Origin of the sequence: Natronomonas salinimetallica (assembly GCF_013839515.1) — an archaeon.
In the GTDB taxonomy this organism is placed as follows: domain Archaea; phylum Halobacteriota; class Halobacteria; order Halobacteriales; family Haloarculaceae; genus Natronomonas.
This window is the reverse complement of the sequence record NZ_JACDNQ010000011.1, coordinates 1-23,203: the sequence shown is the minus strand read 5'-3', so window position 1 is coordinate 23,203 and position 23,203 is coordinate 1. Positions and strand designations below refer to the sequence as shown.

The 23,203-nt window shown below is 68.0% G+C and carries 19 protein-coding genes; 10 read left to right on the top strand and 9 right to left on the bottom strand.

Features of this window, described 5'->3' with window-relative positions; translation table 11 throughout:
• The first annotated feature begins 83 nt into the window (after nt 1–83).
• From HZR14_RS09825 to HZR14_RS09795, 7 genes are all read left to right on the top strand, one after another.
• Nucleotides 84–668, top strand: a complete 585-nt coding sequence (locus HZR14_RS09825) for a DUF192 domain-containing protein (RefSeq protein ID WP_181692695.1) — start codon at nt 84–86, stop codon at nt 666–668.
• A gap of 213 nt (nt 669–881) precedes the next feature.
• Complete coding sequence (locus tag HZR14_RS09820; RefSeq protein WP_181692694.1) at nt 882–2,672, top strand: vWA domain-containing protein; 1,791 nt, start codon at nt 882–884, stop codon at nt 2,670–2,672.
• Nucleotides 2,672–5,053, top strand: a complete 2,382-nt coding sequence (locus HZR14_RS09815; RefSeq protein WP_181692693.1) for a VWA domain-containing protein — start codon at nt 2,672–2,674, stop codon at nt 5,051–5,053. Before HZR14_RS09820 ends, HZR14_RS09815 begins: the two co-directional genes overlap by 1 nt.
• 2 nt (nt 5,054–5,055) lie before the next feature.
• Nucleotides 5,056–5,631, top strand: a complete 576-nt coding sequence (locus tag HZR14_RS09810; protein WP_181692692.1) for a chromosome partitioning protein — start codon at nt 5,056–5,058, stop codon at nt 5,629–5,631.
• The gene (locus HZR14_RS09805) at nt 5,631–6,668 is read left to right on the top strand and encodes a DUF7502 family protein (RefSeq protein WP_181692691.1); all 1,038 of its coding nucleotides are present in this window, start codon (nt 5,631–5,633) and stop codon (nt 6,666–6,668) included. Before HZR14_RS09810 ends, HZR14_RS09805 begins: the two co-directional genes overlap by 1 nt.
• Complete coding sequence (locus HZR14_RS09800) at nt 6,661–7,614, top strand: AAA family ATPase (protein WP_181692690.1); 954 nt, start codon at nt 6,661–6,663, stop codon at nt 7,612–7,614. The genes HZR14_RS09805 and HZR14_RS09800 overlap by 8 nt, the downstream gene beginning before the upstream one ends.
• Before the next feature lie 4 nt (nt 7,615–7,618).
• Nucleotides 7,619–8,473, top strand: a complete 855-nt coding sequence (locus tag HZR14_RS09795; protein ID WP_181692689.1) for a DUF58 domain-containing protein — start codon at nt 7,619–7,621, stop codon at nt 8,471–8,473.
• Between the two features lie 128 nt (nt 8,474–8,601).
• On the opposite strand, the gene HZR14_RS09790 is transcribed toward HZR14_RS09795, so the two are convergent.
• Nucleotides 8,602–9,105, bottom strand: coding sequence for a hypothetical protein (locus HZR14_RS09790; protein WP_181692688.1), 504 nt, complete (start codon nt 9,103–9,105; stop codon nt 8,602–8,604).
• Nucleotides 9,106–9,270: 165 nt separating this feature from the next.
• On the bottom strand, nt 9,271–12,183 hold the full coding sequence (locus HZR14_RS09785; RefSeq protein ID WP_181692687.1) for a BGTF surface domain-containing protein: 2,913 nt from the start codon (nt 12,181–12,183) through the stop codon (nt 9,271–9,273).
• Nucleotides 12,184–12,310: 127 nt separating this feature from the next.
• Here HZR14_RS09785 and HZR14_RS09780 point away from each other — a divergent pair, with 127 nt between their 5' ends.
• Nucleotides 12,311–12,463 carry a hypothetical protein gene (locus HZR14_RS09780; RefSeq protein WP_181692686.1) on the top strand — a complete coding sequence of 51 codons (153 nt, stop codon included), beginning with the start codon at nt 12,311–12,313 and terminating at the stop codon, nt 12,461–12,463.
• A gap of 3 nt (nt 12,464–12,466) precedes the next feature.
• On the opposite strand, the gene HZR14_RS09775 is transcribed toward HZR14_RS09780, so the two are convergent.
• From HZR14_RS09775 to HZR14_RS09765, 3 genes are read right to left on the bottom strand one after another with little or no spacing between them, the layout of a single operon-like run.
• Nucleotides 12,467–13,234, bottom strand: coding sequence for an ABC transporter ATP-binding protein (locus HZR14_RS09775; RefSeq protein WP_181692685.1), 768 nt, complete (start codon nt 13,232–13,234; stop codon nt 12,467–12,469).
• Complete coding sequence (locus HZR14_RS09770; protein ID WP_181692684.1) at nt 13,231–14,034, bottom strand: ABC transporter permease; 804 nt, start codon at nt 14,032–14,034, stop codon at nt 13,231–13,233. The genes HZR14_RS09775 and HZR14_RS09770 overlap by 4 nt, the downstream gene beginning before the upstream one ends.
• 27 nt (nt 14,035–14,061) lie before the next feature.
• Nucleotides 14,062–15,078: an ABC transporter substrate-binding protein gene (locus HZR14_RS09765; protein WP_181692683.1), complete on the bottom strand. Its 1,017-nt coding sequence runs from the start codon at nt 15,076–15,078 to the stop codon at nt 14,062–14,064.
• 273 nt (nt 15,079–15,351) lie between these two features.
• On the opposite strand from HZR14_RS09765, the gene HZR14_RS09760 reads away from it, so the two are divergent.
• Nucleotides 15,352–16,473, top strand: coding sequence for a pyridoxal phosphate-dependent aminotransferase (locus HZR14_RS09760; protein WP_181692682.1), 1,122 nt, complete (start codon nt 15,352–15,354; stop codon nt 16,471–16,473).
• Nucleotides 16,474–16,572: 99 nt separating this feature from the next.
• On the opposite strand, the gene HZR14_RS14410 is transcribed toward HZR14_RS09760, so the two are convergent.
• The gene (locus HZR14_RS14410) at nt 16,573–16,704 is read right to left on the bottom strand and encodes a DUF7503 family protein (protein ID WP_255479228.1); all 132 of its coding nucleotides are present in this window, start codon (nt 16,702–16,704) and stop codon (nt 16,573–16,575) included.
• 408 nt (nt 16,705–17,112) lie between these two features.
• Between HZR14_RS14410 and HZR14_RS09755 the strand changes: the two genes are divergently transcribed.
• Nucleotides 17,113–18,078, top strand: a complete 966-nt coding sequence (locus tag HZR14_RS09755) for a response regulator (protein ID WP_370464973.1) — start codon at nt 17,113–17,115, stop codon at nt 18,076–18,078.
• An 18-nt stretch (nt 18,079–18,096) separates the two neighbouring features.
• On the opposite strand, the gene HZR14_RS09750 is transcribed toward HZR14_RS09755, so the two are convergent.
• The 3 genes from HZR14_RS09750 to HZR14_RS09740 form a co-directional block, all read right to left on the bottom strand.
• A complete protein-coding gene (locus HZR14_RS09750) occupies nt 18,097–20,208 on the bottom strand; it encodes a hypothetical protein (protein ID WP_181692681.1) in 2,112 nt (703 codons plus the stop codon).
• Nucleotides 20,209–20,424: 216 nt separating this feature from the next.
• The gene (thsA, locus tag HZR14_RS09745; RefSeq protein WP_181692762.1) at nt 20,425–22,107 is read right to left on the bottom strand and encodes a thermosome subunit alpha; all 1,683 of its coding nucleotides are present in this window, start codon (nt 22,105–22,107) and stop codon (nt 20,425–20,427) included.
• Between the two features lie 237 nt (nt 22,108–22,344).
• Nucleotides 22,345–22,908 carry a KH domain-containing protein gene (locus tag HZR14_RS09740; protein ID WP_181692680.1) on the bottom strand — a complete coding sequence of 188 codons (564 nt, stop codon included), beginning with the start codon at nt 22,906–22,908 and terminating at the stop codon, nt 22,345–22,347.
• Between the last annotated feature and the right edge of the window lie 295 nt (nt 22,909–23,203).

The window sequence follows — 23,203 nt, the reverse complement described above, 5'->3', positions numbered from 1 at the left end:
GTCGCTCGTCCCTCGCGTGGATCGGCGGCGAACCGCGACCGCCCCTCCCCTGTTTTATGTATCGTCCGTCCGAACCGGACGACATGGATCGCCGGACGTGTCTTGCGACGGCCGGGGCGACGTTTGCTACCCTCGCCGGCTGTCTCGACGCCGGATCGGCCGGCGACGGGAAATCGGCCGGCGACGGGGGATCGGAGAGCGCGACGCAAACGGGGGCGGACGGGACGTCCACGCCCGGGACCGAGACGCCGGATTTCGACCCGGTCCACGAGGGCTACGAGACGACCACGGTTCGCGTCGAAACGCCGGACGGCGAGTCACTCGGCACGGTAACGGCGGCCATCGCGGACACGGACGACCTCCGATACACCGGGCTGAGCGATACCGAATCGCTGCCGGCGGACCGCGGGATGTTGTTCGTCTTCGGATCGGTCGCCGACCGGACGTTCGTTATGCGGCGGATGGACTTCGGGATCGATATCGTCTACGCGGATTCGACGGGGACGATCACGGGGATCCACCACGCCCCCGCGCCCGGCCCCGATGAGGACGGCACCGACCAGCGGTATCCGGGGCGGGGCCAGTACGTCCTCGAAGTGAACTACGAGTGGACCGCGGAACGCGGCGTCGACGTCGGAGACCGGCTGGCGTTCGAACTCGACGGGTGACACGCCGGGGGCGTCGATACCGATACCGGCCGCAACGCCACCGCCACCGCAATCTCGCCACTGCCATCGCAATCTCGCCACTGCCATCGCAATCTCGCCACTGCCATCGCAATCTCGCCACTGCCATCGCAATCTCGCCACCGCGACCCTCGGTCTCGCCACCGCGACCCGATGGTCAAACACATGTGGCTCCGTCCCCTTCGGCCGAGTACGATGGCCCTCCTTCAGGCCGGCGGGTCGCTCGCGAGCCCGCTCGGATTGCTCGGCCTCGCGGCGCTGATCCCGCTCGTCGTGTTGTATCTCGTCCGCCCCGACCCGCGCCGGTACGACCTCCCGACGGTCGAGTTCCTCACCGAGGGCGACGGTGACAGCCGACAGCAACGCATCCGCGATCGGTTTCGTATGTCGACGATCTTCCTGCTGCAGGCGCTCGTTCTCGTCGCGATCCCGCTGGCGCTCGCCGGGCCGCAGGTCCCGCTGCCCGGCGGTACATCCGGCGAGACGGTCGTCGTCCTCGACACCAGCGCGAGCATGGCGACGACCGACGGGGACGCGACGCGGTTCGAACGCGCCGTCGACACCGCCGAGGGGGTAACGGGCGACCGGACGACGCTCGTCACCACGGCCCCCGAGCCGACGATCGAGATCGCCGACGGCGACCGCGAGGCGACGGCCGCGGCGCTGTCCGGGCTGTCCGTCGTCGAGGCCGAGGGCGACCTCCGGCGGGCGATCAGGGTCGCTGCCGACGCCCACGAGGACGCCCGGCGGATCGTCGTCGTCAGCGACTTCGTCGACGACACCGACTGGGAGGCGGCGGCGGAGAGCGTCCGGGCGGGTGGCGAGGAGGTCGTCGTCCGCCGGGTCGGCGGCGGCGGCGAGGACAACGTCGGGATCGTCGACCTGTCGGTGACGGCGACGGAGGCGACGGCGGTCGTCACGAACGGCGGCGAGACCGAACAGACGCGGGACGTCTCCCTCGGCGATTCGACGGAGACGGTCGCGTTGGCCCCCGGCGACGTCACCGAGGTGACGCTTCCGCTCCCCGACGGCGGCGGGGAACTGCGGCTTTCGCCCGGCGACTCCTTTCGGACCGACGACGTCGCCTACGTGGCCGCCCCGGCGGACCGGACGATCGAGACGCTCGTCGTGACGAACGACCGGAACGGCTTCTTGCTGGCGGCGCTGGACGTGATGGGCGACGTCCGCGTCGACGTTGCCGCTCCGCCGGTCTCCGACGCCACCGGCTACGACGTCGTCGTGTTCAGCAACGTCGATCCCGAACGGGTCCTCGAGGGGACGATCGCCGACGTCCGCGGCGACGTCGAGGACGGGTCGGGCGTCGTCGTCCAGAGCCAAGACGATCTCGGGGCCGTCGGCTACGGCGGGTTGGCGCTCATAGCGCCCGAGGAGGTCGGCGTCCGGACGGACGTCCGAACCGCCGCGTCCCATCCCGTCGTCGACGGAATCGGCTTCGTCCCCGCGGAGGCGTACCTCTCCGGGGCACTCCAGCGCGGGGAGGCGCTCGCGGTGGCCGACGACGGCAGCCCAATGATCGCAGTCGACGAGGTCGGCTCCGGGCGGGCGATGTATTACGGCTACATCGAGGAGGACTCGGCGTTCAAATACAACTACCGCTACCCCGTCTTCTGGCGGCAGGCGATCAACTACGCCGCCGGGCGGACGCCGATCGAGGAACTGAACCGACGGAGCGGCGAGGCGATCACCTTCGATGCGCCGACGGTCGTCGAGACGGGCGACGGAGCCGTCGAGACGGCGCGGCTCGAACCGACCGAGACGGGGTTTTACGACACGGCGACGACCCGATACGGCGTCAGCCTGCGCTCGCCGTCGGAGTCAGACGTCGTCTCCGAGCCGATCGAGGCCGAGACGGGGACGGTCGAGACCGGGTCGACGCCGCGGTCGCTCACGCCGTGGCTCGCCCTCGGCGCGTTGCTCGTCGGCCTGCTCGAACTCGGATACCTGAAATACCGGGGTGAGCTGTGATGGCCGCCGGTGTCGCTTTCGCCGTCGGCGTCGTCGAGTCGGTCGGGTCGATCGGGCCGGTCGGCTTCGAGCGGCCGCTGTTGATCGCCGCGCTCCCGGTCGCACTCGCCGCCGTCGCCCTCGCCTTCTACTGGAACGTCGGGCCGGGCGCGCCGACGGGGCGGACCCGGACGCTCATGATCGTCTCGCGGGTGCTCCTCGCCGTCCTGCTCGTCACCGCGGCCGCCGGCCCCTACGTCGTCGACGTCAGCCGATCCGTGGGCGATCCGGAGGTACAGTTGCTCGTCGACGACTCGGCAAGCATGGACGCCTACGACGCCGACGCGGCGGCGATCGCCGACTCGATCGAAGCCGAGGGCGTCCCGGTCCGGCGGACGACGATCGCGACCGGGGAGTCATCGCCGATCGGCGACGAGGTGCTTCGGAGCGTCGAGGCGGGGTCACACGTCCTCTTGCTCTCCGACGGCCGGGTGACCGAGGGCCGCAGCCTGGGGGCGGCGGTCGACGTCGCCGCCGAGCGAAACGCCACGATCAGCACGCTCCGGATCGACCCGGCGCGTGCCGAACGGCTCGTCACCCTCGAGGCCCCCGAGACCACGACCGCCGGGGCCACGGAGTCGCTTCTCGTCTCCGTTGGCGGCGTCGGCGATGCGAGCGCGGAGCTTACGGTGAGGGCCGACGGCGAGGTACTCCACGAGGAGACGGTGACGGGGACGGCGTCGGTCGACCTCGAACACACCTTCGAGGAGCCGGGCGATCACCGGATCGAGGCGACGATCGACGCCGGCGACGAGGCCGGGTTCGAGCGAAACACCGTCTTCCGCCGGGTCGTCACGGTCGTCGAGCCCCCCGAGGTGCTGTACGTCTCCCGCGTCGACTACCCGCTCGAGACGTACCTCGAGGGGCTCTACGACGTCACCCGCGCCGAATCGGTACCGGACCGGGCGGCCCTGGAGGCGTATCACGCCGTCGTGATTCAGGACCTCGCGGCCGAGGACCTCGGCGACGTCGGCGCGCTTCAGGCGTACGCCGCCGACGGCAACGGGGTCGTCGTCGCCGGGGGCGACAACGCCTACGGGCGCGGCGGCTACGCGTCCTCGTCGATCGCGACGATGCTGCCGGTCCGCTTCGAGGAGCGCGCGGGCGGCGACGACGTCGTCCTCGTGATCGACGTCTCCGGCAGTGCCGAGGAGGGCATGCCCCGGATCCGGGGGCTCTCCCTCGACGTCATCGAGCAGATCGGCGACGACAGCCGCCTCGGCATCGTCGCCTTCGACAGCGGGGCGCAGGTGGTCTCGGAGCTCCGCCCCCTGGAGAGCGAACGCCCCGAACTCAGAGAGACGATCCGGCGGCTGCAGGCCGGCGGGGGGACGGACATCGGGGCGGGCCTGCGCGCCGGCGGCGCGCTGCTCGAGGGCGGCGGCGAGGTGATCTTGATAAGCGACGGGGTCGACGACTCCGACCAGCCGCTCGCCGCCGCCGGGGAACTCGCCGCCGAGGACGTGCGGGTGACGGGCGTCGGGTTCGGCTGGTGGCGCGAGGACGACCGCATGGCCGAGATCGCGGGCGCGACCGGGGGGACGTACCTCCAGCCCGACGAGACCGAGCGCCTCCGGCTTCTGTTCGACACCGAGGCGGCCCCGCCGGAGGCCGACTCGCTCGTCGTCCTCGACAGCACGCACTTCATCACCGACGGCGTCGAGACCGAGTCGGACCCGGCCGCCGCAAACGATGTCGACCCCCGCCAGGGGGCCCGCCTCCTGGTCACGACGAGCGAGGGCGAGCCGGCGATCACGAGCTGGCGCTTCGGGCTCGGACGCGTCGTCTCGGTGACCGCCTACGGCGACGACGGGAGCCTCGGCGGCCTCCTGCGGGCACCCGACGCCGAACTCACGACGCGCTCCGTGAACTGGGCCATCGGCGACCCCCGTCGCAAGCGGACGAACGTGACCTCGGTCGCGGACGCCAACCGCGGGACGGAGACGACGGTCGTCCACCGGGGGGCGACGCGGCCGGAGGGGACGGACCTGCGGTTCGTCCGGGCCGACACCGAGCGCTTCGAGGCGACGATCACGCCCGAGACGGTCGGCTACGGCTCGGTACTCGACGCCGAGTACGCCGTCAACTACGCCGAGGAGTACGGGGCGGTCGGGCAGTCCTCGGCGCTCGAGGCGGCGGTCGACCGGACCGGCGGGGCGGTGTTTGCCCCGTCCGAGACGGCCGAAATCGCGGCGTTTACCCGCTCGGAGTCGACCCGCGAGCGCGCGATCCAGCGCTCGTTCGCGTGGGTACTGCTCGCGCTCGCGCTCGTCGTCTACCTCGGCGAGGTCGCCCTCCGGCGGCTGGGAGAAATATATACCGTCGGAGACACGAGGTCGTAGCGATGGGATACATCGGCGGCCACATCGACACGACGGTGCTCATCGCCCTCCTCGTCGCGGCCGGCGGGCTGGTCGGCACGACCGCGGTGTATCAGGCCGCGAGCTCGGAGCTACAGTCGACGAACGCCGACCTGGAGGCGGAAAACGAGGAACTGCGGGCGGAACTCCAGGCGACGGAGGCGACGCTCGAAGCGCGCGAGACGGAGCTCAACGAGACCGAGTCGACACTCGAAACGAGAGAACAGGACCGCGACCAGCTACTCGCCCGGCTCGACGAGACCGAGGCCGAACTCGAGGCGACCGAATCGGAGCTGGCGGCGACCGAGGACGACCTCGCCGAGGCGGAGGCGGAGGTACGCCGGGTGCGCTCGGACCTCGGGGCGGCCCGCGATGAACTGGCCGACGCGGAGGAGAGCGTCGACGAGTTGGAGGACGAGAACGCCGAGTTGGAGGACGAGAAAGAGGATTTGCAGGACGACGTCGACAGCCTGGAGCGCAGGAACGCCGAGTTGAACGACGAGATAGCCGAATTAAATGATAGGATCGACGAACTCGAAGCCGATCAAGGAGCCGGATGATGAGCGACCGCCAGCCACGGCCCTCAGACGACGGGTCACAGCCCTCAGACGACCGGGCGGGGGCGAACGACGGGTCACAGCCCTCGGACGACCGGGCGGGGGCGAACGACCGGGCGGGGACGGCGACCGGGGACACAGCCCACGCCCGCGAGGAGCTGCTCGCGGCCGTCTCGGAGATCCGCCGGGAGGCGAAGAAGGCGGCGCTGTTGCAGGCCGGTCTCGACGCGATGTTGGTGCTCGTCGCCCTCCGGCTGTCGTTGCAGGTCACGGCGACCGAGGTGGGGGCCGCGGCGCTGTTTTCGGTGCCGATTCCCGGCGGGCTCACAGACGCCTTCGGGTCGGTGGGCGTCGTCCTTCCGGATCCCGTCGCCGTCTCGGGGGCCGGTCTCGCGACCGCGGTAACGGCGGGATCGTGGCTCGTCGCCGACGCTGCGCTGCGGTACGACCGCCTCGACGTCGAGCGCTTCGAGGCAGACAACCCGGTCGTCGAGGAGGCGCTGCGGACGGCCAGGGACAGCGCCGAACGCGACGTCGATACCCCGGTTGCGGCGGAGCTGTATCGGGACGTGCTCGGGCGGCTCGAGGGGACGTCGAGTCGGGTGTTCCTCCGGCGGCGACAGCTCCTCACCGTCGTCGCCGCGATCGCGGTGTGCAGCGCCGCGAGCGTCGCGGTGGCGGGACTCGGGATCTCGCCCATCGGCGGCGGGGACGCGGAGATCGAGGCGACCGCGGGCGGGGGCGGTGGCGGCGGCGGGGGCGGTACGGGCGGCGGTTCCTCCGGATCGGGCGGCGGAACCGATCTCCTCGGCGAGGAGGGCGACGTCGAGCGCGGCACGGAGGACAGCGCGCTCCGGTTGCGCGGGGAGGGAAGCGGCTCGGCCGCCGGCGGCGGCGATTACACCGGGGGCTCTTTCGACGTGGATCCGGCGGACGTCGACGCCTCGCAGGCGGAGTTCACCGACGAAAGACGGCCCAAGGAGGCCGACCTCGTGCGCGAGTACAACGAGCGGATCCGTGGGGGGTCGAGCGATGAGTGAGCCGGGAAGCGAGGGGCTTGACGTGGAGACGGCGGGCGCACAGGTCGGGCGGGTCGAAGCCCAGATCCGCGAGCGGATCGTCGGCCAGGAGGCGGCCGTCAGACAGCTGCTCGTCTGTCTGTTGACCGACGGCAACGCCCTGCTCGAGGGCCAGCCGGGGCTCGGCAAGACGCTGTTGATCCGGACGCTCGCGGAGACGGTCGACCTCTCGTTTTCGCGCATCCAGAACACGCCCGACCTGATGCCGTCGGATATCACCGGGACGGAGGTGATCCGCGAGTCGGGCGACGAGCGCGTGTTCGTCTTCGAGGAGGGACCGGTGTTCGCCAACGTCGTGTTGGCCGACGAGATCAACCGGGCGACGCCGAAGACACAGGCCGCCCTGCTGGAGGCGATGGAGGAGGGCCAGGTCACGGCGGGCGGAGAGACCCGCGGACTGCCCGAACCCTTCTTCGTGCTCGCGACGCAGAACCCGATCGACCAGGAGGGCACCTACCCGCTGCCGGAGGCCCAGCGGGACCGTTTTACGATGAAGATAACGATCGAGCCGCCGCCGTTCGAGGACGAGCTGGCGATCGTCGACCGCTATACGGGGTCGATCGATCCCGCACCGCCCGTCGAGACGGTCATGAGCGGCTCGGAACTGCGGGCGATCCAGGGGCTCGTCCGGCAGGTCCCGATCGCCGACGACATCCGCGAGCGGGCGGTCAGACTCGTCGCCGACACTCGGGAGGCCGACCGCCTGGAGTACGGTGCGAGTCCGCGGGCGAGCATGGCGCTCGTCGTCGGCTCGAAAGCGCGGGCGCTCTTGGAGGGGCGGGCCTACGTCAGCGAGGCGGACCTGGAGGCGATCGCCAGGCCGGTGTTGCGCCACCGCGTCATCGTCGATTTCCGGGCCGAACGCGACGGCGTGACGCCCGACGACGTGATCGCGGGGCTGCTCTGAGCCGATGGCGATCGATCCCGACTTCCTGTCGGTGCTGGATCGCTTCGACCCGAAGATCGACCGCCGGAGCTCGTCCCGACAGCGCGGCGAGCAGCGCTCGACGGAGCTCGGCGAGGGGCTCGTCTTCAGCGACCACCGGCGCTACGTCCCCGGCGACGACACCCGCCTCATCGACTGGACGGTCTACGCCCGCAGCGACGAACTCTACGTCCGGCAGTTCGAGACCGAGAGAAACCTCACGGTCCACGTCCTCTTGGACCGCAGCGAATCGATGGCCTTCGCCGACCGGGCGACGTTCGAGTCCGCCGCCAAGATCGGGCTCGGATACTGCTATCTGTTCGCGTCCGAACACAACGACTTCCGGCTGTCGACGTTCGGGGAGACCCACGAGCGACTCGACGGCGGAGCCGCGACCACCGGGGCGTTGCTGTCGGTGATCGACCGGCTCAACGACGTCACGTTGGACGGCCGGGCCGACCCCGGGGCGGCGCTGTCGGCCTACGCCGGGACGATCACCTCCCGATCGCTCGTGGTGATCGCGAGCGACTGTCTGTTCGACCCCGAGGTCTTCGAGGCGGGCGTGGAGGCGCTATCGGGCCACGACGTCCTCGTCGTCCACGCCGTCGCACCCGAGGCGCTGTCGCCGCCGGTCGACGGCGAGGCGATCTTCGAGGGTCTCGAAACCGACGCCAGCCGTCGGACGTACTTCAGCCCGCGCACCCAGCGCCGCTACCGGGAGCGCCTGGAGGCCCACTGGGACGCCATCGAGTCGGCGACGGTCGCCCAGGGTGGGGCGTACGTCCGGGTCCGGACCGACGAGCCGTTCTACGACGCCTTCGAGCGGGCGTGGATCGGGTGAAATGAAAAGACTGGGTACGCTGCGGGGACGGAGACAGCGCGGCGTGACCGATCGTTTTCGTCGGACGCTGCGGGGGGCAACGACGGCGTGACCGACACAGGGGCCGCTCGGATGCGGGTGGCCGCGACTCACTCGTCCGTCGCGTTCCCGTCCGCGCCGTCGTCCGCCGTCGCGTTGTCGCCGCCGTCCGCCGACTCGGTGAGTTCGTCGTAGGCGCTGGCCTCCAGGATAGCCGAAATCCGATCGTCAGTGAGTATCCCGACGAGTGCCGCCGGATCGCCGGTGGCCCGTAAAAGACTCGCTTCCTCGTCGACGGCCTCAATCTCAGCGCCGTTGGATTCGAGACGTTCCTGTGCTTCTGTTGCCGCCTCGGCGAGGATCTTCGATCGCTCCTCGGAGAACTGCTCTGCGGCCTCCGCCTGCGTGACGTTGCCCGCTTCGACCTCCGAGATGAGCTCCTGTTGGCTGGTCTGGATGGCGTCCCGATCGGGTTCGATCCCGACGGTGACGGTCACCCGATCCTCGGTGCTCGATTGGGCCGGGGCGTCCTCGCTGGAGCCACATCCGGCGATCGCTGCGGTCATGCCGACGCTCGCGGTCTTGAGAAATCGACGACGGCCGTGTTCGCCCATGCCACTACTGGGTGAGTGCGTCGGATATCCCTTGTGGAGTCCGATGCCCCCGAGGCCGCCCGGCGCGCCCGCGCCGGCTTCTCCTGTCGCCGGCCCTCCGCTCGCGACGGTCCCCCGACCGACGGCCGCGGTGACGCCCCGCCCGAAGGGGACGTCGTCGCCACCTCATACCCAGTAGCCGAGCACGTGGATCCCGCCGACGACCGCCGCCCCGCCGACGGCGTGTTCCGCCCCGACGGCACCCGAGAGCGCCCCGAGCGCCCCGAGCATCCCGAGCACGTCGTCGGTCGGGAGCCCCGGGTCGTCGCTGTTGTCGCCGTCGGTACCGTCTTGGCCGCCCTCATCGCCGTCGTCGGTACCGTCTTGGCCGCCCTCATCGCCGTCGTCGGTACCGTCCTCGCCGCCCTCATCGCCGTCGTCGCGTTCGGTATCGACCACGCCGACCGGAGCCGCACGCCCGACGGCCAACTCGCCGACGGCCTCGTCGTCGGGCGTCGAGAGCACGTACCGGTAGGTGCCCTCCTCCAGCGTCCCGGCGTCGAGTTCGACCGATCGGTTCGCACCGCCGGCGAGCGTCCGCCGGACCGAGTCGACGTCCGCGCCGCCGATCCGGAGATCGACCGGCTTCGACTCCGTCGCGGCCCCGGTGTTTTCGATCACCGCTCCGACCGTCACCCGGTCGGCCGTTCCGGCGGTCACCCGGTCGGGCGCCTCGCGTATCACGAAGCGACTCGGCGTCCCGCGGTCGCCGCTTACGACCCCGCCGCGCTTGTCGACGATGCGGTCCTCGGCGTAGAACTCCACCTCGACGCCCTCCCCGACCCGGAGCACGGAGAGGTCCTTCGTGGCCTCGAACGTGCCGTTCTCGTCGACGTCGACGTCGTCGATGGTGATCCGCGTCGGATTCGAGCGGTCGTCGGCGACGATCTGGATGTAGAACTCCGAGGCGGGCGCGACGTTCGTCTCGCCGGTCAGTGTGACGTTCGTCCCGTTCGACAGCGCGACTTGACCCTGATTCGTCGTCCGGTCGTACTCGGCGTACGACTCCGCGACCGTGAACGGGACCGTCTCCGTGGTGCCGGTCTCCGCCCGGTTCAGATACGGGTAGTGTTCGGTGCCGTCCTCGGTCGGTTCGGACTCCGGGTCGAACGGCTCCGGTCGCGTCGAGAGCGCGTCGTTGCCGAAGCGGTAGCGCTCCTCGGGCGGGGATTCGTAGCCGTACTCGAACTCGAAGTCGTCGCTCTCGCCGTCGCTGAACGCGTTTTCAAACGCGCCCGCGTCCCGGGTGTCGACGACGAGGTAGAACCGCCCGTCGACCACGCGTTCGTTGTTCTCGTCGATGTCGGGCAGCACGTACGCCTCGCCGTCCGTCGCCCCACCGAGGTCGAGTTCGGTCCGCGGTTCGTTCGACGTCATGTCCGTCTGGAGGGCTTCGAGGACGATCCCCTCGTCCGTGAGACCGAGCAGGGATTGAAACACCTCGGGGTGGATCCCCTCCTCGAACGTGTCCGGTTCCTCGCCGGCGAGGTGATGAAGCGCCCCGTAGATGCCGGTTGCGTTCACCTCGAAGACGAGCCGGTCTTCCTTTGCGACCGTCTCCCGTTGGGTCATCCCGTCGGTCAGTGAGCCAATATCGCCGGGGGTCTCGAACTCGTTTGCCGGGCCGCGGGGGGCGACGTACGTCTCGACCGACTCGACGCCCGGTTCGGTCATCTGCAGGTTCGAGCGCGCGATCGGATGAGCGAAGTCGGCGATGCCGTCCTCGCGCAACTCGACGGTCCCGTCCGCGCCGAGGACGAACCGGTAGCGCTCGGCTTGCACCGGCCAGGGCAGCGGTCCCATCCCCATCTCCTCGCGGAAGGTCGTCAGGCTCTCCCAGGTCCGGCGGCCGTCCTCGCCCCTGAAGCGGACCTCCGAGAGGCGTTTTTCGCCTCCCCCTTCCGTTTCGCCCGTCGGTGGGTCATGGAGGTAACTCCGAACGGTACCGTCGGTCATATACACGTCCTCGGTATCGGCGCTGGTGCCGAGCAGGCGGGTGTTGATCGTCAACGTTCCCCCCTCGACGTAGACGATGTCGAAGAGGTTGGTCGGCCTGCCCTCCCGTGCCTTGTGGTCGGCACCGACGAGTAGATACCCCCCGTCGACGCCGCTGATACTCATATCGACGGTCACCATATCGCCGGCCGACACCTCGTGGCGGTCGGTATCGAACGACCCCTCGACGTCGGGCTCGATCACGTCGAGTTCCAGCCGCGGACATCTGTCATTCGGCGGCAGCTCCGAACAGTCCTCGGAGAACCGCTCCGGGTAGAGATCGAACCGGTAGCTCGCGGCATCGAAGTCCCGAAACGACAGCTCGATCGGCGTTTCACTCTGCGTCGCGGGAGGCTCGAGACGAATCTCGCCACCGCGACGGTAGACGGTCTCCCGTTCGTCCCCGTCGAGGATCTCGAACAGTTCGTCGTCGGTCAGATCCGGCGACGAGATCACCACGACGTCGGACGGCAGCGCGTTGTCGAGTCCGGTCAACTCGGTGGTGTGATCCGCTTCCGCGCCGAAGGCGTCGATTTTGGTGCTACCGAGTGACGGCTCGAAGTCCACCGACTCGACCGTGATCGACGCCGATTCGGACCCGAGACGACCGCCGGAGTCCCCGATGAGAGCCGCCTCGATCGGTACGTCGCCCGCCGTCGTCGGGTGCGTGACTCTGATGTCGACGACGACCGTCCCGCCCTCCGGTTTGAGTTGGACGCCGTCGTCCGTCGGCCCCTCCACCGTCCGTCCGGTCACGACGTCGATGTTCTCCGTCCGATCGGCGGGCCACCCCGTAAAATCGAGTTCGACCGTCGCGTCCGTCCCCGCCGTGTTCGCCGTCTCGACGGTCACCCTGTGGGTATCCGTGACGCCCGCGAGGCCCTCGTCGTCGTCGATTGCCACGTTTTCTATCGTCGCCGCGCTTTGTGCCGCCGCCGTCCCGCCGGCCAGCCCGACACCGACGAGCGCCGCGAGGGCGACACAGAGACAGACCGCTCCGAACCGGCGCACGCGCAGCGGCGGGCGAGCGGGAGATACAGCCATTATGCGGGATTCACACGATCCGATTATCAAGTCGTGACCTGTTTCGGCGGCCGAAACGGGCGCTGCCGTGCGCATCGAATCGATTTCACACCGTCCGGCTTTTGACCCGACCGACCGAATACCAGCCATGACCGACGCCGCCGACGCCATCGAGCGCTTCCTAAAGAAGGCCGACGACGCCTACGGCGAGTACGAGGAGGGCTACGCCGACGCGGACGCGACGCTCCGCAGGCTCGAACGCCACATCGAGGAACTCCGCGAGGCGCGAAAGAGCGAGTGAACCTCAGACGGCCCGCTCGCCGCGGATGAGCCCCAGCACGCGCTCGTAATAGCGGCCGAACTCGGCGTCCGAGCGGACCCGCGGGCGCGACATATCGACGTCGACGACCTCCCGGACCCGCCCCGGCTCCTTGGCCATCACGACGATCCGGTCGGCGAGTTTCACCGCCTCCTCGACGTCGTGGGTGACGAAGAGGACGGTCTTTTTGGTCTCGCGCCAGATGTCGAGCAGTTCGGTCTGCAGCATCTCGCGCGTCTGGGCGTCGACGGCACCGAAGGGTTCGTCCATGAGCAGCAAGTCGGGATCGACCGCCAGCGCCCGCGCGATGGCGACGCGCTGTTTCATGCCGCCCGAGAGCTCTTTGGGGTAGCTGTCGCCGAACCCCTCGAGGCCGACCAACTCGATCAGGCGGTCGACCCGTTCTCCGCGTTTCTCACCGGCGACGTCGCTTTTTTCGAGGCCGAACGCGACGTTCCCCCGGACGGTCCGCCACGGAAAGAGGTGATACTCCTGGAAGACGACGCCCATGTCCGGCGTCGGACTGTCGACTCGCTCGTCGTTCAAGAAGACGTCGCCCGCCGTCGCCGATTCGAGGCCGGCGATGATCCGAAACAGCGTCGTCTTTCCACAGCCGGAGGGGCCGACGAGACAGACGAACTCGCCCTCCGAGACGCCGAAGGAGACGTCCTCCAGCGCCCGGATCGGTCCCTCCGTGCCCTCGTAGTGCTTGGCGATGTCCGCGACCCGGACGTGCGTACCGTGGGCCGTCATCGCCACGCGAGCAACCTCCGTTGGACCGCCCTGAAGCTTACGTCGACGAGCAAGAACAGCAGGCTCAACACGAGAATGTACGCGATCACGACGTCGACCTGAAGGTTGTTCGAGGCGCGCAGGATGCGCCGTCCGATGCCCGGGACGCCGAATATCTCGGAGGCGACGACGAGCATCCAACACCGCCCGATCCCCGTCCGGATCCCCGTCAGGATCTCCGGGGAGGCCGCGGGGACGACGACCGATCGCAGCAACTCGAAATCGCCCTCGACGCCGAGGCTGCGGGCGACGTCCAGGAGGTCCTCGGAGACGCCCTCGACGCCCCCGTAGGCGGCGTAGAAGTTGATCCAGAACGCGCCGACGGCGATGATGAAGGCCGCCCCGGCGTGGTTGATACCGAACCACGCGATCGCAAAGCCGATGAGCGCCAGCGGCGGCACCGGTCGCAGGGTCCGGACGATCGGCGCGGAGACGTCGTCGGCGAGAGAACTCCACGCCAGACCGACCCCGGCCGCGACGCCGAGGCCGGTCCCGATCGCGGCACCTGGGATCCAGTGACGGACGCTCTGGCCGATCGCGGTCGCCATCTCGCCGCTTGCGGCCTCCGCGTAGAACGTCTCGCCGACGGCGGCCGGCGACGGCAACACGAACGCGGGCTGGGTGAGCGAGACGGCCCACCACAGCGCGAGAAAGCCGGCGATCCCGGCGGTCCCGAGGACCGCCCGCCGGGGGTCGATCGCCCCGAGCGAGCCCTCGACGTACCCGTCGAATGCTTCGTCTACGTCGGTCTTCGTTGCCATCCGTGTGCTCACTCACCGTGTCGGTGATTATATGCTGTCGTAGACATCGTAATCGAAGATCCCCTCGGTCGTCAGCTGCTCGTCGATCTGGCCGTTGTCGTGGGCGAACTCGGCGAAGACCTCCGTCCCGCTCTCGATCTCCCGCGGGTCGGTGACGAAGTTCGACAGCGGCGAATCCAGGGCCCGCCGGGCGCGCTCCGCGGGCATCCCGATCCCGCTCTCGACGTGCTCGGCCGTCCCGTCCGGGTTATCGGCGATGAACTCCGTCGCCCGGACGTGCTGTTCGACGAACTGCGCCGCGAGCGGCGATTCTCTGACCGCGTCGCTCATGAGCGTCACCGCCGCGGGCTGTCCGGGCATGATCTCACTCGCCGTGCGGAACATCGTCACGTCCGAACCCTCCTCCGCGGCGATCGTCGGTACCGGCTCCATGATCGACGTACCATCGATCTCGCCGCCCGCAATCGCCTGCCAGACGGCGTTCGCGCCGTTGATCTCGATGATGTCGACCGCCGACTCGGGGTCGACGCCGACGACGTCCCCGAGCCAGTACCGGAGCAACACGTCCGGGACCGACCCCTGTGGGAACGTCCCGAACCGGAAGCGTCGACCGTGTTCGTCCGCCCAGACGTCGAAGGCGTCGGCTCCGTGGTCGGCCCAAAGCGACTGCAACTCCTCGTCGGCCATGATCCCCATCGGCTCGACGATGTTCGCCGCCGTCACCTGCGCCGGGATCCCCCGGTCGATGACGATCATCGAGGGGACGATGCCGAACATCGCGACGTCGACGTCGCCGCCGCCGTAGGCCTGGACGATCGCCGGCCCGTCCGTGAACTCCCGGCCGTCGATTTCGGCGTCGATCTCGCCGAGGTAGCCCTCGCCCTCCATGACGAAATACTGTAGATCGGGATAGATCGGCATGTACGCCACGGTGAGTTCCTCCAGCGAGCCGCCGCCGCCGCTTCCGAGACAGCCCGCGCTCCCGGTAGCCAGTGCCGCACCGAGCCCGCCGAGATACTCGCGCCGTGAGAAGTCGAATTCCATCCGTATAGGGAATACGGGGGCCATACGTATTCACTGACAGGTAGCGGTAGCGCTGGACCCGACGTATGACGGAGGCGGAACGTAGGATCGGACGTAGAGGCCCTCTATAACGTGGTCTATCCGGGGCTGCCCGTTCGAAAGATCGTCCGATATACAGGATATTATTGCTGCTATTTGGGGTCCCCCGTGACGCCGCTCCGCCGTGCGTTCTCCGTCCACCGCCTCCCGCGGCGACACGGCAGAACTATGGCTGTTCCGGACGCCCCCGTCCGTATGAGTCGGTTTTCATCCCGCGTCGAGCGGATCTCGATCAGCGGCATCCGAGAGGTGTTCGAAGCGGCCGGCGAGGACGCGATCAACCTCGGGTTGGGACAACCGGACTTTCCGACCCCGAATCACGCCCGCGAGGCGGCGATCGAGGCGATCCAATCGGGGGCGACGGACGCCTACACGTCCAACAAGGGCACCCAGTCGTTACGGGACGCCATCGCGGCGAAACACGACCGGGACAACGACTTCTCCGTCGATCCCGACGACGTCATCGCGACCGCGGGCGGCAGCGAGGCACTCCACATCGCCATCGAGGCCCACGTCGAGGCGGGCGAGGAGGTCGTCTACCCCGACCCCGGCTTCGTCTCCTACGAGGCGTTGACGCATCTGGCGGGCGGCGAACCGAAGCCCGTCGACCTGCGCGAGGACCTCACGATGGCACCCGACGCCGTCGAGGACGCCATCACCGACGAGACGGCGCTGTTCGTCGTCAACAGCCCCGCGAACCCGACCGGTGCGGTCCAAAGCGAGGACGACATGCGCGAGTTCGCCCGAATCGCGGACCGACACGACGTGTTGTGTCTCTCCGATGAGGTCTACGAACCGTTCGTCTTCGATGGCGAACACCACTCGCCCGCCGACTTCACCGACTCGGGCAACGTCGCGGTCGTCAACGCCTGCTCGAAGGCCTACTCGATGACCGGCTGGCGGCTCGGGTGGGTGAGTGCCTCCACCGAACGAATCGAGCGGATGCTCCGGGTCCACCAGTACGTCCAGGCCTGTGCGTCCGCGCCCGCCCAGTACGCCGCCGAGGCGGCGCTTTCGGGGCCACAGGGCCGCGTCGAGGAGATGCGGTCGGCCTTCGAGACGCGCCGCGACGTCGTGTTGGAGGGCCTCGAAGGGATGGGCCTCGACGTGCCGACGCCGGAGGGTGCCTTCTATGCGATGCCGCGCGTCCCCGACGGCTGGGTCGACGAGGTCATCGACCGCGGCGTCGTCGTCGTCCCCGGCGAGGCCTTCGGCGAGGGTGGGGCCGGCCACGCCCGGATCTCCTATGCGACCGACGTCGAGACGCTGAAGGAGGCACTCGAAGTCATGCGCGGGGCGACGGCCGCGGTGCGGTAGCGACGCGGCTCTATCGATGCTCCCATCGGCGAACGAGTCCGTCAGCTCGTCGCTGTCCGTCCGATTTCCCGGAAAAAGAACGTCGCCGCGTCCGCGGGTCTAACTGATCGTGCTGCCGTTCGCCGTCGCCGCAACGGATCCCACTTGCGTGAGCAGGACAGTCAGTGTGAACAGTACGCCCATCATTCGAGGGTGCTCGCGCAGGTACGCCGCGATGTCTGTATCTGACATGATACAGGATACCAACCGACCGGGTTGATATTAAATTTATTTGATACTTTCCTACATAATTTTAATTAGATTAAGTTAAAAGTTTAAGAAAATTGTGCGATGAACGCAACTGTTCCACAGAAAAGGAGAATACGGCGATGTCCGCCGCTCGATCGGGGCCGGCTCGATGCAAAAGGTGATTCGGTGCGACGAACGGTGCCGGGGCGGGCGGTAGTCGGTACCGACGACCGTTCGGGAGCCCCCGTCGACGCCGGGCCGGGGGAACGGCCACGGAACCGGGGCGGCTCTCACCCGTTGCCCCGATGGTCGCCGGAGGCGGCTCTCACTCGTCGCCGGGTGGTCCCTTCTCCGAATCCCACAGGGGTGCTCGGAGCGCCGACGTGTTGGCCGGGTATACAACATATTTAGGTGCATGGGGAGTACCCGGTGGTAGGGCTGATCCCACACATGAACACGAGCAAGCGAGAACGGAGCGAGCGGGTGGCGATCTCCCGTTCGGCCTTCAGCGGTGATCCCCCGCTTCGAGATGGGAAACCACCCCTCCTCAGGGGCGAGATACCGGAGGGCCTCGATCAGGACGCCATCGAGGTGCCGGTTCCGGTGTCCGCGGACGCGGACACAAAAGAGGTCAGCGTCCTCCACGTCGACGACGATCCGGCGATAAGCGACCTGACGGCGACCTATCTGGAGCGGATCGACGACGATCTCACGGTCTCGACGACGACGACCGTCGTCGAGGCGCTCGACCGCCTCGAGGACGGGGCCTTCGATTGTGTCATCAGCGACTACGACATGCCGACCACCGACGGGATCGAGTTCCTCGAGATCGTCCGTGACCGGTATGCGGACCTCCCGTTTATTCTCTTCACCGGCAAGGGCAGCGAGGAGATCGCAAGCGAGGCTATCGCCACGGGGGTCACAGACTACATGCAGAAGGGGGCCGGCACCGATCAATACGAGGTGCTCGCGAACCGCGTCAGGAACGTCATCGAGCGTTACCGGGCCAGACAGCAGTTTTGGGAGACGCTGTCGTGGTACCGGCGGCTGGTCGAACAGGATCTAGCCGGCGTGTTCATCGTCCAGGGCGACGAGTTCGTCTACGTCAACGAACGGTTCGCGGACGTCTTCGGGTACGCACAAGAAGAACTCGTCGGGGCATCGCCGGTCGTCATCGCTGCCGACGAGGCGGCCGAATCGACGCTACGGACCTTCATCGAGATGGATCCGGAAGCCCACGATACCTTCGAGTACGAGTTCACCGGCGAGCGGGCCAACGGCGACGGGATCCACGTCGAGGTCCACGGCGGCTCGATCAAGTACCACGACGAACTGGGCTGTATCGGCATCCTCTGGGACCACGACTGCGACGAGTAAAGCTAAGCGAGGGCGGTGTCAGTACTGCGGCGACATTGGCCGCCGCAGATCGTCGACTGTCAAGGAGTGGCTCCAGGAGAGTTCCCCGTCGTGTCGAACCGGTACGTTCTCCAGCTCGAAAAACCGGATGAGCTCCTGTTGGGAGACGTGAAACGACGCGATCTCACCCGAGCTCAGGAAGTGCTCCCCGTTGCCGCTGATGTGCGGTTTGAATACGCTTCCGAGCCCCGCCTCGTCGGTCGCGTAGGTCTTGATTTCGACCTCGAAGCCGTCCCCCTCAGGTGTCACGTCGAGGACGTTCGGGGTCCGGCCCGCGGCCTGCGTGACGGTCGCGCCGCCGTCACCGACGACGATATACTGGCCGCCGAGGACGCACTCCTCGCGGGCGATCGTCAGCGCCGCGCGGAGCGGGAAGCCGGCGTTCAACAGCCGGGCGATCAACTCGCCGATGCGTACCGCGCCGTCGTTCAGGACGTCGTTCAGCGTGACGATGCCGCCGACTGCCCCGGCCTCGATGACCTCCAGACCGTGGCGATAGGAGTTACACGCGTTCAGGAGGAACGCGTCGACGCCGGTCGATCCGAGCGTCGACGCATCGAGGGTGCCGTCGGCGCACTCGAAGCCGTCCCGCTCGGTGTGGCCGATGTAGTGGAGGAAGTTTCGGTCCGCCCCGAACGCCTCGCGGAGTCCCTCGACGGTCAGATCCCGCCGCACCCGGACGTCGAAGGGCAGGTTCTCCCGGTCGCCGTAGACGTCGCCGACGAGGTCGCGCTCCTCGCGCATCCGCGGGTCGTTCAACACGATGGTGATCGAGATGTCCCCCTCGGTCGTCTCCCGATCGAGGCGGTTCCGGAAGGCCGCCGCCGTCAGCTTGCTCGCGCCGATGGGGATGCGGTCGCCGATCCAGGCCTGTTCGAGGGAGCCGGACGACCGGGGCTGGACGTAGGCCGGCTTCTCTGCCCCGGCGTCGGTCGGCCCGGCGACCGACCGCGTGAGGACGCCGTTTCGCGTCAGCGCCGCCGTGGACCCGGCCTCCGGCTGCGCCGTGTCGGGCGTATCGGCCGTCCGTACGACCGCGAGGTCGTCGACGACGAACGGCAACTGCTCGACGGTTTCGTCCGTCGTCTCGACGTGAACCGTCAGTCGCCACTCCGGAACGACGTCCTCGACGAGCGCGTACGGGACCTCCAGGTACGTCGCCACCTGCTCGGCCAGGGGCCGTTCGTAGAGCCGACCCCAGTCGAGGTCGACGTACTGCTCGACGTCGTTGCGGGCGCGTAGATCGATCTCGTAGAGCCCCTCGGTCCGGGTGACACAGTCCAACACGAAGAGCCGCTTGAGCGTCCGCTCGACGTTCTCCTCGAAGGACTTCGGCGAGGAAAGCGAGTACTCGAAGCCCGTATCGGTCACCAACCGCGGCTCCGGTCCCGCCACGACGTCGGCACCCAGATAGTACGCCAGCGGCGCGGCCGCGTACACGGCTCCCCGGGTCGGCGGGAGCTCCAAGCTGATCCCCGTCTCGGGGGACTCGACCGAGTCCGGCACATCCAGTCGGTCGCCGAGTTCGACCGCCGGGGGATGTCCCCGCAGGGAGGGAAACGACCGCTCCGGGGAGGTGGTCTTCAGCGCCGACCCGAACGTGCTCACCGCGGCCATCACGTCGTGGGGATCGGCCGTGGTCGTCACCGTCGCCGTCGGCCGGTCGTGCCACGACTGCGCGCCGATCCGGAACTCTCTCGGCCCGTCGAACTCGATGCGCGTCTCCAGGAGCGTCGCCGTGATCTCGATCGGTCCCTCGACTTCGACGTAGGTCTTGATCTGTGCGCCCAACTCGAGGACGTAGCTCCCCTCGCCGACCGATCCTTCCTCGAGGTGGCCGACCTCGGTCACCATCTCGCCCGCGTCGTTTCGGACACAGACCGTCACGACCGTCGGCAGGACGACCTCCCCGGCCGTGATCCCGACCGCGCTGTCGACGGGAAAATAAAACGGGTCGGTGTCGATCGGGGTCGGCGAGACCGGTCGGTCGGCGTGGAGCCGGTACCGCAGCCGTTCGAGGCGGTCGACGACCTCGACGCCCGGGGGATCCTCGAGCGGTTCGAAGCCGAAGACGGGGTCCTGTTCGCTCATCGATGGGCGTGTCGTATGACAGTTCTTACCGAGCGACCGACAAAAACCTATCGGGGATCGCAGGACGGCCCGGCTGTGGCAGTCGATCTCGTGTCACGACACGCGCTCCGTTTTGCGGTGGCCGTCTCGGGAAAAAATAGTGATGTTCGAACGGATTCGAGCGATTCGACAGCGGCCTCGGGGGCGGACGTGGAGTCGGTACTCGCGGAGCGCGGCCTACATCATGCCGCCCATGCCGCCGCCCATGCCGCCGCCCATACCGCCCATGCCGCCGCCCATACCGCCTGCGCCGCCGGGGCCGCCGGGTGCCTCGTCGTCGTCGTCGTCGCTGGAGCCACCCTTGAGGTCGCCCGCGGCGATGACGTCGTCGATGCGGAGGATCATCACGGCCGCCTCGGTGGCGGACTCGATGGCCTGCGTCTTGATGCGGAGCGGTTCGACGACGCCCTCACTTTCCATGTCGATGACGTCGCCGGTGTAGGCGTCGAGGCCGGCGGTGCTGTCGTCGGCCTGTCGGCTCCGAAGCTCGACGAGCGAGTCGATCGGATCGAGCCCGGCGTTCTCGGCGAGCGTCCGCGGGATGACGTCGACCGCGTCGGCGAAGGCCTCGATGGCGAGCTGTTCGCGACCCTCGACGGAGTCGGCGAAGTCACGCAGGCCGAGCGCCAGCGCGATCTCGGGAGCGCCGCCGCCGGGGAGGACCTTGCCCTCCTCGAGCGTCGTACGAACGACGCCGAGACTGTCCTCGATGGCGCGTTCGATCTCGTCGACGACGTGTTCGGTGCCGCCGCGGAGGATGAGCGTGACCGCGCGGGCCTCCTCGACGTCTTCGACGAAGATCTTCTCGTCACCCGCGATGGGCTTTTGGGTGACCGAGCCGGCGAAGCCGAGGTCGTCGTCGGTGATGTCGTCGATGTTGGAGACGAGCCGGCCGCCCGTCGAGCGCGCGAGCGCTTTCATGTCGGACTTCTTCGCGCGACGGACCGCGAGGATACCCTCCTGGGCGAGGTAGTGTTGGGCCATGTCGTCGATGCCCTTCTGACAGAAGACGACGTCCGCACCGACGTCGACGAGCGTGTCGACCATCTCGCGGAGCTGTTTTTCCTCCTGTTCGAGGAACTGCTCGAGCTGGTCGGGGTCGGTGACGTTGACCTCGGCGTCGATCTCGGTCTCTTTGACCTCGATCGCCGTATCGAGCAGCGCGACGTCCGCGTCCTCGACGAGCGCGGGCATGTTGTCGTGGACGCGCTCCTTGCCGACGAGGACGCCCTCGACGAGCTCTGACTCGTCGACGGCACCGCCGACGACCTTCTCGACTTTGATGTTGTCCGTGTCGATATCGTCGTTGTCGGCGACCGCGAGCACCGAGTCGACGACGAGCTCGGAGAGCAGGTCCTTCGAGTTCTCCGCGCCCTTGCCGGTCATCGCCGTCGCGGCGATGGATTCGAGCACGTCGGTGTCCTCGGCGTCGACGTCGATCGCGATGTCGCCGAGGATCTCTTTGGCCTCGGCGGCGGCCTGGCGATACCCCTGTGCCAGCACCGTCGCGTGGATGTCCTGTTCGAGGAGGTCTTCGGCCTGCGAGAGGAGCTCGCCAGCCACGACGACCGAGGTGGTCGTCCCGTCGCCGACCTCTTCCTCCTGTGTCTCTGCGACCTCGACGATCATGTTCGCTGCGGGGTGTTCGATGTCCATCTCACCGAGGATGGTGACGCCGTCGTTCGTGACGACGACGTTACCCGTCGAGTCGACGAGCATCTTGTCCATCCCCTTGGGGCCGAGCGTCGTACGTACGGACTCGGCGACCGCTTTTCCGGCGGTGATGTTCATCGACTGTGCGTCCTGTCCGGAGGTTCGCTGGCTCTCCTCGGAGAGGACGATCATCGGCTGGTTGCCCATCTGTTGTGCCATAGTCGTCCGAATGATTGTCTGTGGTTCTATATAAATCTTGCTGAAACGCCGGACGAAAAACCGCCGGACGGGTCCCGGATCACCGTGTGACACCTCCGCACAAAACTATTTTATATTCGGTCGTCGCGGTTCCGGCGCTCGCGCCGCAGTCGGACGGTTTCGGGCTGTCGGCGGGTCCGTTGGTATCGTCCCGTCCGTTCTACCGCCGGAGCAGGCCGAGACGGTTCACGCCGACCGGGAGCCGTCGGCGAACTGGTGGTACTCGATGTCGTTCGAGCGCATCTCGTTGTGGCGGCGTTCGAGGAACGAGTAGACCGCGCCGTGGGGCGCGCCGTCGAGGATCATTTCGGCGGCGCTGCGGACGGCGTCGACCTGCTCGGGTGAGCCGATGATTCCGAGCGTCGTCCCGTAGATGACGACGTCGGCACCGCTGAGTTCGGCCATCAGCTCTCTGGTCCGGCCCCCCTCGCCGATGAGCCGGCCCTTCTTCCGCCGGAGGTCCTTTTTGTTGCGTGTCGCGGCCTCGATGTCGACGAGTTCGAACATCTGCATGTCGTCTTCGAGCAGCCGGAGGGCGTCCTCGGGGGCGAACCCGCGGCCGATCGCCTTGACGATGTCGGGACCGTTGAGGCCGGTGATCGGGTCGCCGACCGACTCGACGCGGACCGACCCCGTCTCGGAGTCGATATCGAGGCGGACCTCCGCGCGCGCTTCGATCTCACGCATCGTTTCACCCCCCTCGCCGATCAGGACGCCGATCCGGTCCTTCGGCACTGTGACGTGTTTCATACGCACATTTCGAGACGCGGACTTTTAAGGATACGCGTTCGGCGTCGCCCCCTACAGAGAGTACAGGAGAGAGCCCACGAGTTCAGTCGTGGGAGGGGGTCAATTTGATACTGGTGGACGAAATCAAATGATACTGGTGGACGAAATCAAATGATACTGGTGGACGAAATCAAATGATACTGGTGGACGAAATCAAATGATACTGGTGGACGAAATCAAATGAAACGGCTCTGTTGAATCACTAGACAGCGGCGGGATCGGTCGCTAAATCAAAGGAATTGAAGCGGGAGGCTTC

Bases quoted from the DNA above. Each gene is read 5' to 3' on its own strand.
- thsA (WP_181692762.1), bottom strand. From the start codon at position 22,107: ATGGGCAACCAGCCGATGATCGTCCTCTCCGAGGAGAGCCAGCGAACC.
- HZR14_RS09740 (WP_181692680.1), bottom strand. From the start codon at position 22,908: ATGAAACACGTCACAGTGCCGAAGGACCGGATCGGCGTCCTGATCGGC.
- HZR14_RS09820 (WP_181692694.1), top strand. From the start codon at position 882: ATGGCCCTCCTTCAGGCCGGCGGGTCGCTCGCGAGCCCGCTCGGATTG.
- HZR14_RS09825 (WP_181692695.1), top strand. From the start codon at position 84: ATGGATCGCCGGACGTGTCTTGCGACGGCCGGGGCGACGTTTGCTACC.
- HZR14_RS09770 (WP_181692684.1), bottom strand. From the start codon at position 14,034: ATGGCAACGAAGACCGACGTAGACGAAGCATTCGACGGGTACGTCGAG.
- HZR14_RS09795 (WP_181692689.1), top strand. From the start codon at position 7,619: ATGGCGATCGATCCCGACTTCCTGTCGGTGCTGGATCGCTTCGACCCG.
- HZR14_RS09760 (WP_181692682.1), top strand. From the start codon at position 15,352: ATGAGTCGGTTTTCATCCCGCGTCGAGCGGATCTCGATCAGCGGCATC.
- HZR14_RS09775 (WP_181692685.1), bottom strand. From the start codon at position 13,234: ATGACGGCCCACGGTACGCACGTCCGGGTCGCGGACATCGCCAAGCAC.
- HZR14_RS09810 (WP_181692692.1), top strand. From the start codon at position 5,056: ATGGGATACATCGGCGGCCACATCGACACGACGGTGCTCATCGCCCTC.
- HZR14_RS09780 (WP_181692686.1), top strand. From the start codon at position 12,311: ATGACCGACGCCGCCGACGCCATCGAGCGCTTCCTAAAGAAGGCCGAC.
- HZR14_RS09815 (WP_181692693.1), top strand. From the start codon at position 2,672: ATGGCCGCCGGTGTCGCTTTCGCCGTCGGCGTCGTCGAGTCGGTCGGG.
- HZR14_RS14410 (WP_255479228.1), bottom strand. From the start codon at position 16,704: ATGTCAGATACAGACATCGCGGCGTACCTGCGCGAGCACCCTCGAATG.
- HZR14_RS09765 (WP_181692683.1), bottom strand. From the start codon at position 15,078: ATGGAATTCGACTTCTCACGGCGCGAGTATCTCGGCGGGCTCGGTGCG.
- HZR14_RS09750 (WP_181692681.1), bottom strand. From the start codon at position 20,208: ATGAGCGAACAGGACCCCGTCTTCGGCTTCGAACCGCTCGAGGATCCC.
- HZR14_RS09785 (WP_181692687.1), bottom strand. From the start codon at position 12,183: ATGGCTGTATCTCCCGCTCGCCCGCCGCTGCGCGTGCGCCGGTTCGGA.
- HZR14_RS09800 (WP_181692690.1), top strand. From the start codon at position 6,661: ATGAGTGAGCCGGGAAGCGAGGGGCTTGACGTGGAGACGGCGGGCGCA.
- HZR14_RS09790 (WP_181692688.1), bottom strand. From the start codon at position 9,105: ATGGGCGAACACGGCCGTCGTCGATTTCTCAAGACCGCGAGCGTCGGC.
- HZR14_RS09805 (WP_181692691.1), top strand. From the start codon at position 5,631: ATGAGCGACCGCCAGCCACGGCCCTCAGACGACGGGTCACAGCCCTCA.